Origin of the sequence: Azospirillum sp. A23, assembly GCF_042938965.1 — a bacterium.
GTDB lineage: Bacteria > Pseudomonadota > Alphaproteobacteria > Azospirillales > Azospirillaceae > Azospirillum > Azospirillum melinis.
Genome location: NZ_CP170663.1, coordinates 974,214 through 987,948, shown reverse-complemented (window position 1 = coordinate 987,948; position 13,735 = coordinate 974,214). Strand labels below are relative to the sequence as shown.

Genomic DNA, 13,735 nt, shown 5'->3' with positions numbered 1-13,735 from the left:
CTCCCTCTCCCGGGGCGGGAGAGGGCGTTCACGGACATGACCGGCAAAGGCAGCCCCAAAAACCAACCACCCCTCACCGAATCATAACATTCAGTCATGAAACACCCCTTCGATCTGATTTGACAGTTATAGGTTGGCTGCCGATGCTGTCGCAAGGATCACGGGAACTCGGGGGAACGGTCGGGTATCGCTGGGCAGAATCCCGCGGTGCCCCGGCAAAGAAAACCCTGCAGTTTGCAATACATCCATGTGTAACGCCGGCAGATCCGGCGCGATCTCAAAGATATACGGTGCATCGATAAATATTCGACACTGTATACGGGTGCCGAATTCGGCGATGCGCGTCATACGATAACGGCGGCGGCCGGTGCGCACGGAGTGTGCGATTCCGTCAGCGGGACTGAAAAGGCGGGAGTGGAGACGATGACGCAGCCCAGTCGGGGCGGAGAATACGACGTCGCCGTGATCGGCGGCGGGCTGGTCGGATCGGCGCTGGCCTGGGGTCTCGCCCGTGCCGGCCAGAATGTTGCCATGCTGGACGAGGGCGACATCGCCGTGCGCCCGTCGCGCGGCAATTTCGCCCTGGTCTGGGTGCAGGGCAAGGGCCTTGGCATGCCGGAATATGCCGGCTGGACCAAGAAATCCTCCGACGACTGGAGCGGCTTCGCCGACCTGCTGCGCGAGCAGACCGGCCTGGACGTCGCCTACCGCCGCCCCGGCGGCTTCATGCCGATGCTGTCGGAAGAGGATTTGCAGGCCCGCGCCAACACCATGATGCGGCTGCACAACCAGCCCGACATGATCCGCTACCCCTACGAGGTGATGGACCGCGAGACGCTGCGCAAGGAACTGCCCTTCATCGGGCCGGACGTGGTCGGCGGCACCTATTGCCCGCTGGACGGCCATTGCAACTCGCTGCGGCTCTTGCGCACCCTGCACAAGGGCATCGGCCTGCTGGGCGTCGAGTACCGGCCCAACCACCGGGTCGAGCGCATCGAGCATCGCGACGGCGGCTTCCGCATGGCGACTGCCGGCGGCGAAATCCGCGCCGGCAAGATCGTGCTGGCCGCCGGCCATGACAGCGCACGGCTGGCGCCGATGGTCGGGCTGTCCGCCCCCGTCCGTCCGCAGCGCGGCCATGTCATCGTCACCGAGAAGACCGCCCCCTTCCTGCACCATCCCACCGTCTATGTCCGCCAGACCGACGAGGGCGGGGTGATGATCGGCGACAGCTTCGAGGAGGCCGGCTTCGACACCACCCTCCAGCCCGGCGTGTCGTCGGCCATCGCCCAGCGCGCCATCCGCTTCTTCCCACTGCTGGGCAAGCTGAACGTGGTGCGGAGCTGGGCGGCGCTGCGCGTGCTGACGCCGGACGGCTTCCCGATCTACGAGGAATCGAAGACGGCGCCCGGCGCCTTCGTCGCCACCTGCCACAGCGGCGTCACCCTTGCCGCCAACCATGCGCTGACGCTGGCGCCGCTGATCGCGGCCGGCGGCCTCGGCGACAGCTTCACGCCCTTCAGCGCCGGGAGGTTCCATGTTCCGCAGGCTGCCTGAGATCGAAACCGCCATTGGGACCGCTGCCCAGGCGGTTTCCTTCACCATCGACGGCCGTCCGGCCAGCGCGCGGGCAGGCGACAGCGTCACCGCCGCCCTGCTGGCGAACGGCGTCACCGCCTGCCGCACCACAGCCGTGAGCGGTGCGGCGCGCGGTCCCTACTGCATGATGGGCGTCTGCTACGACTGCCTCGTCACCATCGACGGCACCGGCAACCGCCAGGGCTGTCAGGTGCGTGTGGCCCCCGGCATGGCGGTGGAAACCCAGAACGGCAAGCGCGAGGTGGAGCGATGAGCGCCCCCAACCCCAAGTTCGACTTCGACATCGCCGTCGTCGGCTCCGGTCCGGCCGGCCTCGCCGCCGCCGCGCTGGCCGCGTCCAAGGGCGCGTCGGTCGTCCTGCTCGACGAGCAGGCGGAGCCGGGCGGCCAGATCTACCGCGCCGTCACCGAAACCCCGGTTCGCGACCGCAAGGTGCTCGGCCCCGATTACTGGCATGGTGCCGAGCTGCTGGGTCCGCTACGCGACAGCGGTGCCGTCCACTGGCCGGGCACCATCGTGTGGAGCGTCGCCCGCCCGCGCGAGGACGCGGGCGACGGGCACCGCCCGATCCAGATCGGCCTGTCGCGCAACGGTTCGGCGGCGATGCTGACCGTGCGCCACGTCATCCTGGCGACCGGTGCCCTGGAGCGGCCCTTCCCGATCCCCGGCTGGACCCTGCCGGGCGTGCTGGGCGCCGGTGCGGCGCAGGTTCTGCTGAAGACCTCCGGCCTCGTGCCGTCGGGCGCCACGGTGATGGCGGGCAGCGGCCCGCTGCTCTGGCTGCTGGCCTGGCAGTATCTCCAGGCCGGCGTCCGCATCGACGCCATCCTCGACACCACGCCGAAGGAGAACTGGCGCGCCGCCCTGCCGCTGCTGCCCGGCTTCCTGCGCTCGCCCTATTGGGCCAAGGGCATGAAGCTGATGCTGGAGGTGCGGCGCAAGCTGACCGTCATCGGCAACGTCACCGCCCTGCGCGCGGAAGGTGCCATCGGCGGGGACAGCGCGCTGAAGAGCGTCGTCTACACCCGCAATGGCACCGAGCACCGGCTGCCCGCCGACACGCTCCTGCTGCATCACGGCGTCGTTCCCAACCTGAACCTCGCCAACGCCACCGGCTGCGCCCAGCGCTGGGACGAGCAGCAGCGCTGCTGGCGTCCGACCACCGACGAGTGGGGCGCCACCTCGGTCGAAGGCGTGTCGCTGGCCGGTGACGGCGCCGGCATCGGCGGCGCCCGCGCGGCGGAGGAAGCCGGCCGCTTGGCCGCCCTCGACGCCCTGCACCGGTTGGGCCGCATCGGGCGCGATCAGCGCGATCAGGCCGCCGTTCCGTTCCGCGCCGCGCTCGACCGCGCGCTGACCGGCCGCGCCTTCCTCGACACGCTCTACACCCCGGCGGAAGCCTTCCGCGCACCGGCCGACGACACCATCGTCTGCCGCTGCGAGGAGATCACCGCCGGTGCGGTGCGCGAGGCGGTGCGGCTCGGCTGCTCCGGTCCCAATCAGGCCAAGAGCTTCCTGCGCTGCGGCATGGGTCCGTGCCAGGGCCGGCTCTGCGGCCCGACGGTGACCGAGGTCATCGCGGCGGAGCGCGGCGTCTCCCCGGCGGAGGTCGGCTATTACCGGCTGCGCCCGCCGGTGAAGCCGATCACGCTGGCCGAACTGGCGGCCCTGCCGAAGACCGACGCCGACATCGACGCCGTGTTCAAGCACTGACCGGAGGCGCCCGATGACCGCGACCGTCTCCACCCGTCCTGACGTCATCGTCATCGGCGGCGGCCTCCACGGCTGCTCCGCGGCGCTGCACCTGTCGATGCGCGGCGTGCGCGTCCTGGTTCTGGAGAAGGACCATGTCGCCCGCCACGCCTCCGGCGTCAATGCGGGCGGCGTGCGCCAGCTCGGCCGCCATGTCGCCGAGGTGCCGCTGTCCGTCGCCTCGATGGCGCTGTGGCACCGCATCCGGGATCTGGTGGACGACGATTGCGGCTTCGAAAGCCACGGCCAGATCAAGGTGGCGGAGAGCGAGGCGGAGCTGGCGACCTCGCACGCCCGCGTCGCCGAACTCAACGCGCTGGGCTTCACCCACGAGGAGGTGGTCGGGCAGGACGAGTTGCGCTCGCTGGTGCCGGCCATCGCCGACCATTGCGTCGGCGCGCTGGTGTCGCGCGGCGACGGGGCGGCGATCCCCTTCCGCACCACCTTCGCCTTCCGCCGCAAGGCCATCGCGCTCGGCGCCCGTTTCCAGGAGGGCGGGGCGGTGACGCGGCTGACCCGGCAGGGTGGCCTGTGGACCGTCGAAACCGCCGACGGTGTCCGCTTCGAGGCCCCAGTGGTGGTGAACGCTGCCGGCGCCTGGGCGGACCGCATCGCCGCCCAGGTGGGGGAGCCGGTGCCGCTGGAGGTGATCGCGCCGATGCTGATGATCACCGCCCGCGTCGCCCCCTTCATCAAGCCGGTGGTCGGCGCCACCGGCCGCACCCTGTCCTTCAAGCAGTTCCCCAACGGCACCGTGCTGATCGGCGGCGGTCTGCTCGGCCGGGCGGTGCGCGACGAGAACCGGACGGAGCTGGACTTCTCGCAGGTGTCGGTGAACGCCCGTACGGTGTGGGACCTGTTCCCGTGCATGCGCGGCGCCACCATCGTCCGCTCCTGGGCGGGGATCGAGGCGCGGATGCCGGACCAGATCCCGGTGATCGGCCCCAGCGGCACCGAACCGGGCCTCTACCATTCCTTCGGTTTCTCCGCGCACGGCTTCCAGCTTGGCCCTATTGTCGGGCGCATCACCGCCGACCTGATCACGGGCGGGTCCACCGACCTGCCCATCGCCCCTTTCAGCATCGGCCGCTTCGCCGCCTGACCCTTTGGAGCATCGAAACAGTGACGATCCAGCGTTTCCACCTGACCCCGCGCCTCTGCGACATGGTCATCCACAAGGACACCGTCTATCTCGCCGGCCAGATCGTCGACGATGGTTCCACCACGGTCGAGGCGCAGACCCGCGACGTGCTGCGCCAGATCGACACCCTGCTGGCCCAGGCCGGCACGTCGAAGAGCAACCTCCTGACCGCCACGGTCTATCTCGCCGACATCGCCACCTTCCCCGAGATGAACGCCGCCTGGGACGCCTGGGTCGACAAGGCCAACCCGCCCGCCCGCGCGACGGTCGAGGCCCGCCTGGCCGACCCGTCGATCCTGGTCGAGATCGTGGTCGTCGCGGGCCTCTAACCCAACCCACCTTCGCCACTTCCGGAGCCTGCCATGAAGCGCCTCGTCACGGGCGTTGCCGCCCTCCTCTTGCTTGCGTCCGGCGGCGTCGCCGCCGCGCAGGAGATCCGCATCGCCACCGAAGGAGCCTATCCGCCCTTCAACTTCACCCAGCCCGACGGCAAGGTGGCGGGGCTGGAGGTCGACCTCGCGCAGGCCCTGTGCGAGCGGATGAAGCGCCCCTGCACCGTCGTGGCGCAGGACTGGGACGGCATCATTCCGGGCCTGCTGGCGAAGAAGTACGACGCCATCATGGCGACCATGAACATCACGCCGGAGCGGGCGAAGGCCATCGGCTTCTCCACCCCCTACATGGTGGTGCCGGCCTATTTCGTGGCGCCGGCCAACTCGGCCATCGACGGCTCGCCGGCCAGCCTGCGCGGCAAGACCATCGGCGCCCAGGTCTCCACCACCCATTCCCGTTATGTCGAGAAGCATCTCGGCAGCGACGCGACGCTGAAGACCTACGACACCGCCTCCAACCTGCTGGCCGACCTGAAGGCCGGGCGGCTCGACGCCGCCATCACCACCGGCGCCACCGCGTCCGACTGGGTGAAGGGCGACGGCGGCAAGTCGGTCAAGCTGGTCGGCCAGCCGGTGATCGACGCCGAGGTGTTCGGCCCCGGCATCGGCGTCGGGCTGCGCAAGGAGGACACCGCCTTGAAGCAGTCCTTCGACGAGGCGATCCGCGCGGTCGTGCAGGACGGCACGCTGGCGCGCATCGCCGCCCGCTACGTCGATTTCTCCATCACCCCCTGAGTCCTTTTTTAAAAGCCAAGGAGCAGTTCCCCGTGATCAAGCGCATCGAGAAGACCAAGATCATGCACCGCGTCGTCGTCAACAACGGCACGGCCTATCTCGGCGGCATCATCGCCGACGACGTCAGCGTCGGCATGGGCGGCCAGGTCACGCAGATCTGCGGCAAGCTCGACCAGGTGCTGGCGCTGGCCGGCAGCGACAAGACCAAGCTGCTGTCCGCCCAGCTCTTCATCACCGACATGAGCCTGAAGAACGAGATGAACGACGCGTGGCTGTCCTGGCTGGACGGCAACGACCTGCCGGCCCGCGCCACCATCGGCGTCGCCGATCTCGGCGCCCCGGAAATCCTGATCGAAGTGGTCGTCACCGCGGCCGTGTGAGGACTACGCAATCCCGGACCGATCCCCTCTCCCCCCGGGGAGAGGGTTAGGGTGAGGGGGACGCGTGGCGAAAATCTTCAAGAATCGCGCACCCGCAATCTCCCACCAAATCCACACTCTGCATCCCCCTCACCCCGACCCTCTCCCCGGGGGGGAGAGGGGAAGCAGGGCTTACCCCAGCAAGCGTTCGAACAGATCCTCGCCGCCCATCTGCCCGCCCTTCAGCATCAGTTCCAGCCCATCGACCGCCGGATCGTCGGCATGGGTGCGGCTGACGGTGACGCCCGGCGCCAGCGTGCAGCGGTAGGACAGGCCCCAGCAGCCCAGCGCCCGCACCGCGAGGCTGGAGGTATCGCCGCCGGCAATGCCGACCCGGCGCAGAGCCACCCGCCGCAGCACCGCCGCGACGAAATCCGCCGTCGCCGCCGCGACCCGCCCGGCCTGGGCGGTGTCCGCCGTCCCGGATTCCGCCGGTGCCGTCCACACCAGCGTGTGGCGTCCGGCCGCCAGCGAGGCCGCCACCTCTCCCAACAGCGTTTCCGCATAGCCGGGATCGCCGCACAGTGCCGCCGCATCGGCCTGGATCCGCGTGTAGGAGCCCGCCGCCTCGATCTGCCGCCGCGTCACCGGCGACAGGCTGCCCGCCATCAGGAAGACCGGCCTGTCCGCCGCAGCCAGCGGCACCTCCTCCCCCATCCGGTAGGAAGAACCGACGCTCCAATGCGCCACCAGCGCCTGCGCCACGCTGCTCGGCCCCACCGCCAGCAACGGCTTGCGTTCGGCCCGCTCCCAGATCAGCCGGCCGATGGCGGCGAGATCCTCGCTGCGCGCCACGTCCAGCAGCATCGCCGACGGCCGTTCCGCCAGCAACCGGTCCATCAGCCGGTCGAGCGCATCGTCGCCCAGTGCATAGTCCGGGAGATGCAGCGCCGCCATCCCCTCCAGCCCCTGTGCGGCGAGGTGCCGGCGCAGGTCGGCCTCCGCCATCGGGGTGACGGGATGGACGCTCATCGTCGGGTGGCGGTCGATGCGGTGGACCGTCCCGCCGGTGCCCGCCGCGGCGAACAAGGTGCTGAACAGGCAATAGCGCCCGATGTTCGGCTGGCCGCCCACCACCGGCCGGAAACTGTTCGGGAAATGCGGGGCGAGCGTCCGCACCGCCTCGCCGATGCTGCCGACATGGGCTGCGCTGTCGAAGGTGGAGCAGCATTTGTAATGCATCACCGGCACGCCGAGTGCCGCGAAGAAGCGGCCGACCGGCTCCAGCACCGCCCGCATGGCGTCCGGCGCCATGCTGCGCGCCGCCCCGGCGATGCCGACGGCGTCCAGCGGCCCGGCTTCCCCCAACCGGGCGACGTCCGGCACGTCGAGGAACAGCAGCGCCCGCTGCCCGGCCTTCGCCAAGGCTGCCAGCGTGTCGGTCGCCCCGGTGAAGTCGTCGCCGTACCAGCCCAGTCGGGGAGTCGCCGCCATCGTCCTCAGCCCTTCTTTCCGAAGAAGTCGAGCGACCGCCGCAGCTCCGGTTGCTCCTTCGCCGCGTCATCCAGCGTGCGCCCGGCCCGCACGGCGTCCCAGGCCTGCCGGATGCTCCGCACGCCGGCCGCCGGCCCGTCGGGATGGGCCATGATGCCGCCGCCGGACATGAACATCAGGTCCGCCGTGCCGACCGCTTCCCAGGTGACCGGCACCGTGCCGGCCCACTGCCCGGAGGAGAAGGCCGGCATCACGGCGTCGGAACCGTCCGCCGCATCCGCCGCCAGCGGCGCCAGACAGGCCCGCGCCCCGTCGATCACCTCCGCGTCGGGCTGGGCGAATTTGCCGTTCAGCCCGTGGACATGCATGTGGTCCACCCCGGCCAGCCGCCACAGCGCCTGATAGGCGTCGAAGCCGATGCCCAGCAGCGGATGGCGCGACAGGGCGCCGAAGCCGTTGCGGTGGCCGTGCAGCGCCAACCCGCTGTGCCGGCGCAGCGTCTGCACCGCGGAATAGCCGCACCAGTTCAGGCTGACCATGACGCAGGACCCGCCCTCGCGCTCCACCAGATCGGCGTGGCGGCGCATGGCGTCGGTCTCGTCGGTGATGTTGAAGGCGACCATCACATGCTTGCCGGTGCGGTCCTGGTGGCGGCGCACCCGGTCCATCACTGCCGGGATGCGCTGGGCCAGCGGCGCATGGGCCGGATCGGCGCAGATCTCGTCGTCCTTGATGAAGTCCAGCCCGGCGGCGCACAGCGTGCCGACCAGCGCGCCGGTCTCTTCGGCCGACAGCCCGACATTCGGCTTGATGATCGAGCCGACCAGCGGCCCGTCCGCCACCCCGGTCAGCCGCCTTGTGCCGGCGACGCCGTGGCGCGGCAGGTCGAACTGCGCGCGGTAGGCCTGCGGGATGCGCAAGCTCTCCAGCCGCAGCCCCGTCACCTCGCCCAGGTCATAGAGGTTGCCCGCCACCGTCGCCGCCAGCGTCGGCAGATTGGCGCCGATGTTGGCGGTCGGGAAGGAGATGGTGACGCGCGCCCGCTGCCAGGGCCCTGGATTGCGCTGCCGCTCCAGCCAGGTGTTGGGCAGGGCAGGGGTCTCGGCGACGTCCAGCTTCTCGACGGATTCGACGATGGCGCGGGCGCGGGCCCGCAGATCGTCGGTCTCGCCATGGACGCGGGTGAAGGTGCCGCAGGACTGCTCCCCCGCCATCACCTCGGCCACCTTGGCCGGGGCGAGGGGGGTTTCGATCAGGTATGTGGCTTCGATGCGGTCGGCGTGCATGATGGCCGCCCCTTACAGCTTGCTCAGGTCCGGGAACGGCCGCACCGGGTCGCTGCCGTCCCAGCCCACCGACGCCTCGCGGATCAGGTCGAACATCTTGCCCTTCGGTCCGGCGACCTCCGACAGCTCGATCACCGTGCCGGGGTGGTATTCGGTGTCGAAATAGATGAAGCGGCCCTTCTCGCCGACCTCGCCGCTCATCACCGGCTTGAAGCCCTGCGCCAGCAGACGCTCCAGATCGGCGTCGTAATCCTCGGTCCAGTAGGCGACATGCTGCAAACCGGTGTTCCCGGCCTGGAGGAAGTCGCGGTACATCGACGGCGCGTCGTTGCGGGTCTGGATCAGCTCCATCTGCAACGGGCCGGAGTTGGCGAGCGCCACCGAATTGTGAACCTCGTAGGATTCGCCGCGGTAGGTGTAGTTCCGGATCGGAACCCGCTCGTTGTAGAACCAGGGGCCGATGCCGAGCGTGCGGCTCCAATAGTCCATGGCGGCTTCGATGTCGCGCACGACGTAGCCAGCCTGACGGATCTGGCCGAAGAATCGGCTCATTGAGGGAACTCCGGATAAGAGGGGATCGAATAAAACCGGTGGCCCTTACCGGGCGCTGAAACCAGACCCGCTTGTCAGCGGGCCAGGAACCCGGTCGAAATCCAGGGAATGGCGGCGACGATCACCAGCCCGACCAGCAGGGCGCCGACATAGCCCCAGATGTGCTTCAGGCCGTCGTCGGGATTGACCTTGCTGATGGCGCAGGCGCCGTAGTAACCGACGCCGAAGGGCGGGGCGAACAGGCCGATGCCCATGGCGAAGATGACGACCATCGCATAGTGGACCTCGTGCACCCCGGCCGCGCGGGCGATGGGGAAAAGCAGCGGTCCGAACAGGACGATGGCGGGGATGCCCTCCAGAACGCTGCCCAGGATGATGAAGGCGACGATGGAGATGGCGAGGAAGCCGTAGGCGCCGCCGGGGATGCCGGCCATGAAGCGCGCCAGATCGGACGAGAAGCCGGACTGGGTCAGGCCCCAGGCCATCGAGGTGGCGCAGCCGACGATGAAGATGATGGCCCCGGTCAGCGACGCCGTCTCGATCAGCATCGGCTTCAGCCGCCGCCAGTCGAACTGGCGGTAGATCAGCAGCCCGACGACGGTGGAATAGGCGATGCCGATGGTCGACACCTCGGTCGCCGTCGCGATGCCCTCGACCACCGCGGCGCGGATGACGAAGGGCAGGGCGATGGCGGGCAGCGCCACCATGGCGAGCCGGGCGATCTCGCGGCCGGCGGTGCGCTCGACGTGGCTCAGATCCTCGGTGCGGTAGCGCCGCCAGACCACGAAGCACAGGCAGGCGCCCAGCACCACGCCCGGCAGCATGCCGCCGGTGAACAGGGCGGCGATGGACACGCCGGTGACCGAGCCGATGGTGATCAGCACGATGCTGGGCGGGATGGTCTCGGTCTGCGCGCCGGTCGCCGACAGGAGCGCGACCAGATCGCCCGGAGGGGCTCCGCGCTTCTTCATCTCCGGGAACAGCACCGGGGCGATGGCCGCCATGTCGGCGATCTTCGAACCGGAGATGCCCGACACCAGATACATCGCGCCGATCAGCACATAGGACAGGCCGCCGCGCACATGGCCGAGCAGGCTGGCGAGGAACTGGATCATGGCGCGGGCCATGCCGGTCATCTCGATCAAGAGGCCGAGGAAGACGAACAGCGGCACCGCCAGCAGGATCAGGTGGCTCATCCCCTCGTCCAGTCGGCCGACCATCACCAGCAGCGGCGTCGAGGTGGTCAGCGCCAGATAGGAGAAGGTGGCGAGCGCGAAGGAGAAGGCGATGGGCACCCCGGCGAAGACGTTGGCGGCGACCAGCCCGACGAAGAAGATGATGAGGTTCAACTGCCCCAGCGGCTTCAGCATCGGCCCGGCGACCCAGAAGCCGGCGACGATGGCGCCGGTCACCAGCGCCGCCGCCAGCACCGTCACGGGCTTGGCGACGCGCAGCAGGCGGAACAGCGCGGCCACCAGCATCAGCCCCAGCCCGACCGGCAGGGCGGACGCCCTCCAGGCGTTGGAAATCTCCATCGCCGGGGTGGTGATGAACTGCTCCTCCATCGCGTAATCGACGGCGTGGTAGAGCACCAGCGTCAGGAAGGCGATGGGGGCGGTGATGGCGATGCATTCCAAAAGGCTGCGCGCCTGCGGGCCGACGCGGCTGACCAGCCCGGTCATCCGCATATGCTCGCCCCGGCGCAGCGCCACCACCGCACCCAGCATCGACAGCCACAGGAACAGGATCGACGCCAGCTCGTCCGACCACACCAGCGGGGTGTGGAACAGGTAGCGGGCGGTGACGCCGGCCAGCAGGACGACGATCTCGACCAGAACCAGAAGGCCCGCCACGACCTCGACCCCGACGGACAGGCCGTGGTCGATCCTGCGCAGCAGCGAGGCGCCGCCGCCGGCACCCAGAGTGCCGGGAGGCTCGGCGAAGCCGTGGACCGGCTCGGACATGTGGGACATGGCGGGATGTTCCTTCATGCGGGAAGACCTGAATGGACTGCGGGCGACGGTCAGGCGAGCTTGCCGACCGCCTCTTCCAGCAGGCCCCAGGCCTCGTCGCCGAAGCGGCCCTTCCATTCGCCGTAGAAACCGGCGTCACGCAGCTTGGCGCGGAAGCTGTCGGGCGAGGGCTGGTTGAAGGTCAGCCCCTTCGATTCCAGATCGGCCTTGACCGACTGGTTCAGCGCCTTGATGTCGCCGCGCTGGGCCATGCCGGCGTCGTTGATGGCGTTGGCGACGATGGTCTGCATGTCCGCCGGCAGGCCCTTCCAGGCGCGGCCGTTGGCGATGAACCAGAAGCCGTCCCAGATGTGGTTCGACAGCGAGCAGAACTTCTGCACCTCGTACAGCTTGGCGACCTGGATGATCGGCAGCGGGTTCTCCTGCGCGTCGACGATCCGGGTCTGCAGCGACGAATAGACCTCGCTGAACTGCAGGCTGGCCGGGGCGGCGCCCAGCCCCTTGAACATGGCGATGCTGAGCGGGCTGACCGGAACGCGGATCTTCAGCCCGTTCATGTCGGCGGCGGAATTGATCGCCTTGTCGCCGCTGGTCATCTGGCGGAAGCCGTTGTCCCACATCTTGTCGAACGCATAGAGCCCGACCTTGGAGATCGCCTCGCGGACATGGGCGCCCAGCTTGCCGTCCATCGCCTTCCAGACCTGATCGTAGTCGGAGAAGGCGAAGCCGACCGCGTTGATCGCGGCGACCGGAACCAGCGTGGCGATCACCAGGGCCGACGGCGTGAAGAAGGTCAGGCCGCCGCTGCGCACCTGGGACAGCATGTCGGTGTCGCCGCCAAGCTGGTTGTTCGGGAAGATCTTGATCTCGACCTTGCCGTTCGACTCTCTAGCGATCCGCTCCGCCGCCTGCTGGGCGCGGACGTTCAGCGGATGGCTCAGCGGCAGGTTGTTGCCGTATTTCAGCTCGAACTCGGCGGCGCGCGCGATGTGCGGCATGCCGATCACGGCGCCGGCGGCACCGATCGCCGGAATGGCGGCGGGGGTGGCGGCGATGGCCTTCAGCATCGTGCGGCGGCTCAGACTGGTCATTTCAAACCTCCCATGGATTACCGGCCGACGTTGCTGTTTCCGGCCTTGCGTTTCTGATGTGATCTGATGTCAATTGATGATTGTTGGATGGACGGTATGTCTAGAGCCGATAAGTGTCAAACGACAAAGATGATGGTTTTTGATGGTCTCTGTGAAGGACGATCCGGAAGCCGGCGCAACTGTCCGCGGCCTGCCGCGGGTGGTCGACATCGCCCAGGCGGCGGGCGTGTCCACCGCCACGGTGGACCGCGTGCTGAACAACCGGCCGGGGGTGCGCGCCGCCACTGTGCAGCGGGTGTTGAAGGCGGCGACGGAGCTGGACTATCTGCCCGACGGCGACCTCCATGCCGCGGCGGGTCAGAAGCCGATGCGGCTGTCCTTCCTGCTGCCCGCCGGCAACAACCGCTTCCTGACCGGGCTGGGCGAGATGATCCGCCGTGCCGACGCCATGCTCGCCCCGCACGGGGTCAAGGCGCAGGTGGAGTTCATCAAGAGCTTCAATCCGGAACTGCTGGCGCGCAGCCTGTTCCAGCATGGCCGTCGCGCCGACGGCGTCGCCTTCATGGCGCTGGAGCATCCGGCGGTGCGCGAGGCGGTGGACGCGCTGGCCGACCGCAACGTGCCGAGCGTGACGCTGATCTCCGACATCCTGAACTGCCGGCGCGCCGGCTATGTCGGGCTGGACAACCGCGCGGCCGGCCGCACCGCCGGCTACCTGATCGCGCGTTTTTTGAAACACCGCCCGGCCAAGGTGGCGATGATCGCCGGCAGCCTCAGCTACCGCGCGCACGAGGACCGCGAGATGGGCTTCCTCCATGTCCTGAAGGAGATCGCCCCCGACATCGAGGTGGTGGGCCTGCGCGAAGGCCATGACGACGAGGGGAAGAGCTACCGCCAGACCCGCATGCTGCTGGGCCTGCATCCCGACCTTGCCGGGGTCTACAACATCGGCGGCGGGGCGGAGGGCGTGGCCCGCGCGCTGAAGGAGACGCGACGCGAGCGCGAGATGGTCTTCATCGGCCACGGCCTGACCACCGAGACGCGCGGCCTGCTGATCGACGGGGCGCTGGACGCGGTGATCACCCAGGACCCGCGCAACACCCTGTCGGCCTGCGTCGGCATCTTCACCAACCTGCGCGCCGGCCGGCCGCCCATGCAGGCGGTGGAAAGCCCGCGGGCGGAAGTGATCTTCCGCGAAAACCTGCCGAAGAACATGCTGCCGGATGAGTGAGAGAAGCGGATAAATCCCCTCTCCCCCCGGGGAGAGGGTTAGGGTGAGGGGGACGCACAGCGAGGATTTTCAAAGAAAACGGAGCGCCGGCACTGTCACCGGCGCTCCGCAATGAATCCCCCTCACTCCC

General features: G+C 69.1%; 13 protein-coding genes. 8 read left to right on the top strand and 5 right to left on the bottom strand.

All coding sequences use genetic code 11. From position 1 onward, the window contains the following. Positions 1 to 423: 423 nt before the first annotated feature. Genes ABNQ40_RS04260 through ABNQ40_RS04230 form a run of 7 tightly spaced genes read left to right on the top strand, consistent with a single transcriptional unit; the run spans position 424 to position 5,999 of the window. Positions 424 to 1,557 (top strand): FAD-binding oxidoreductase, encoded by a 1,134-nt coding sequence (locus ABNQ40_RS04260; protein WP_109490912.1) that lies wholly within the window; start codon positions 424 to 426, stop codon positions 1,555 to 1,557. Beyond that, positions 1,538 to 1,852, top strand: coding sequence for a (2Fe-2S)-binding protein (locus tag ABNQ40_RS04255; RefSeq protein ID WP_109049666.1), 315 nt, complete (start codon positions 1,538 to 1,540; stop codon positions 1,850 to 1,852). The genes ABNQ40_RS04260 and ABNQ40_RS04255 overlap by 20 nt, the downstream gene beginning before the upstream one ends. Beyond that, positions 1,849 to 3,312, top strand: a complete 1,464-nt coding sequence (locus ABNQ40_RS04250; RefSeq protein ID WP_109049665.1) for an NAD(P)/FAD-dependent oxidoreductase — start codon at positions 1,849 to 1,851, stop codon at positions 3,310 to 3,312. Before ABNQ40_RS04255 ends, ABNQ40_RS04250 begins: the two co-directional genes overlap by 4 nt. A gap of 13 nt (positions 3,313 to 3,325) precedes the next feature. After that, entirely contained in the window at positions 3,326 to 4,453 is a 1,128-nt protein-coding gene (locus ABNQ40_RS04245; RefSeq protein WP_109049664.1) for an FAD-binding oxidoreductase, read from the top strand. A 20-nt stretch (positions 4,454 to 4,473) separates the two neighbouring features. Next, a complete protein-coding gene (locus ABNQ40_RS04240) occupies positions 4,474 to 4,821 on the top strand; it encodes a RidA family protein (protein ID WP_109049663.1) in 348 nt (115 codons plus the stop codon). Between the two features lie 33 nt (positions 4,822 to 4,854). Further along, a complete protein-coding gene (locus ABNQ40_RS04235; RefSeq protein WP_109049662.1) occupies positions 4,855 to 5,619 on the top strand; it encodes a transporter substrate-binding domain-containing protein in 765 nt (254 codons plus the stop codon). A 32-nt stretch (positions 5,620 to 5,651) separates the two neighbouring features. Next, on the top strand, positions 5,652 to 5,999 hold the full coding sequence (locus ABNQ40_RS04230) for a RidA family protein (protein WP_109049661.1): 348 nt from the start codon (positions 5,652 to 5,654) through the stop codon (positions 5,997 to 5,999). A gap of 171 nt (positions 6,000 to 6,170) precedes the next feature. Here ABNQ40_RS04230 and ABNQ40_RS04225 read toward each other — a convergent pair whose 3' ends face one another. The 5 genes from ABNQ40_RS04225 to ABNQ40_RS04205 all read right to left on the bottom strand — a co-directional run bounded on the left by ABNQ40_RS04225 (position 6,171) and on the right by ABNQ40_RS04205 (position 12,374). After that, positions 6,171 to 7,472, bottom strand: coding sequence for a four-carbon acid sugar kinase family protein (locus tag ABNQ40_RS04225; RefSeq protein WP_109049660.1), 1,302 nt, complete (start codon positions 7,470 to 7,472; stop codon positions 6,171 to 6,173). Positions 7,473 to 7,477: 5 nt separating this feature from the next. After that, a complete protein-coding gene (locus ABNQ40_RS04220; protein ID WP_109049659.1) occupies positions 7,478 to 8,758 on the bottom strand; it encodes a ribulose-bisphosphate carboxylase large subunit family protein in 1,281 nt (426 codons plus the stop codon). A gap of 12 nt (positions 8,759 to 8,770) precedes the next feature. Beyond that, complete coding sequence (locus ABNQ40_RS04215) at positions 8,771 to 9,310, bottom strand: VOC family protein (protein WP_109049658.1); 540 nt, start codon at positions 9,308 to 9,310, stop codon at positions 8,771 to 8,773. Between the two features lie 74 nt (positions 9,311 to 9,384). Then, a complete protein-coding gene (locus ABNQ40_RS04210; RefSeq protein ID WP_109490911.1) occupies positions 9,385 to 11,274 on the bottom strand; it encodes a TRAP transporter large permease subunit in 1,890 nt (629 codons plus the stop codon). Between the two features lie 59 nt (positions 11,275 to 11,333). After that, on the bottom strand, positions 11,334 to 12,374 hold the full coding sequence (locus ABNQ40_RS04205) for a TRAP transporter substrate-binding protein (RefSeq protein ID WP_109049657.1): 1,041 nt from the start codon (positions 12,372 to 12,374) through the stop codon (positions 11,334 to 11,336). Positions 12,375 to 12,516: 142 nt separating this feature from the next. Here ABNQ40_RS04205 and ABNQ40_RS04200 point away from each other — a divergent pair, with 142 nt between their 5' ends. After that, positions 12,517 to 13,605, top strand: coding sequence for a LacI family DNA-binding transcriptional regulator (locus tag ABNQ40_RS04200; protein WP_109049656.1), 1,089 nt, complete (start codon positions 12,517 to 12,519; stop codon positions 13,603 to 13,605). Positions 13,606 to 13,735: the final 130 nt, after the last annotated feature.

Excerpts from the sequence above, each read along its gene's own strand:
- ABNQ40_RS04260 (WP_109490912.1), top strand. The coding sequence starts at position 424 with ATGACGCAGCCCAGTCGGGGCGGAGAATACGACGTCGCCGTGATCGGC.
- ABNQ40_RS04255 (WP_109049666.1), top strand. The coding sequence starts at position 1,538 with ATGTTCCGCAGGCTGCCTGAGATCGAAACCGCCATTGGGACCGCTGCC.
- ABNQ40_RS04250 (WP_109049665.1), top strand. The coding sequence starts at position 1,849 with ATGAGCGCCCCCAACCCCAAGTTCGACTTCGACATCGCCGTCGTCGGC.
- ABNQ40_RS04245 (WP_109049664.1), top strand. The coding sequence starts at position 3,326 with ATGACCGCGACCGTCTCCACCCGTCCTGACGTCATCGTCATCGGCGGC.
- ABNQ40_RS04235 (WP_109049662.1), top strand. The coding sequence starts at position 4,855 with ATGAAGCGCCTCGTCACGGGCGTTGCCGCCCTCCTCTTGCTTGCGTCC.
- ABNQ40_RS04225 (WP_109049660.1), bottom strand. The coding sequence starts at position 7,472 with ATGGCGGCGACTCCCCGACTGGGCTGGTACGGCGACGACTTCACCGGG.
- ABNQ40_RS04220 (WP_109049659.1), bottom strand. The coding sequence starts at position 8,758 with ATGCACGCCGACCGCATCGAAGCCACATACCTGATCGAAACCCCCCTC.
- ABNQ40_RS04215 (WP_109049658.1), bottom strand. The coding sequence starts at position 9,310 with ATGAGCCGATTCTTCGGCCAGATCCGTCAGGCTGGCTACGTCGTGCGC.
- ABNQ40_RS04210 (WP_109490911.1), bottom strand. The coding sequence starts at position 11,274 with ATGTCCGAGCCGGTCCACGGCTTCGCCGAGCCTCCCGGCACTCTGGGT.
- ABNQ40_RS04205 (WP_109049657.1), bottom strand. The coding sequence starts at position 12,374 with ATGACCAGTCTGAGCCGCCGCACGATGCTGAAGGCCATCGCCGCCACC.
- ABNQ40_RS04200 (WP_109049656.1), top strand. The coding sequence starts at position 12,517 with ATGGTCTCTGTGAAGGACGATCCGGAAGCCGGCGCAACTGTCCGCGGC.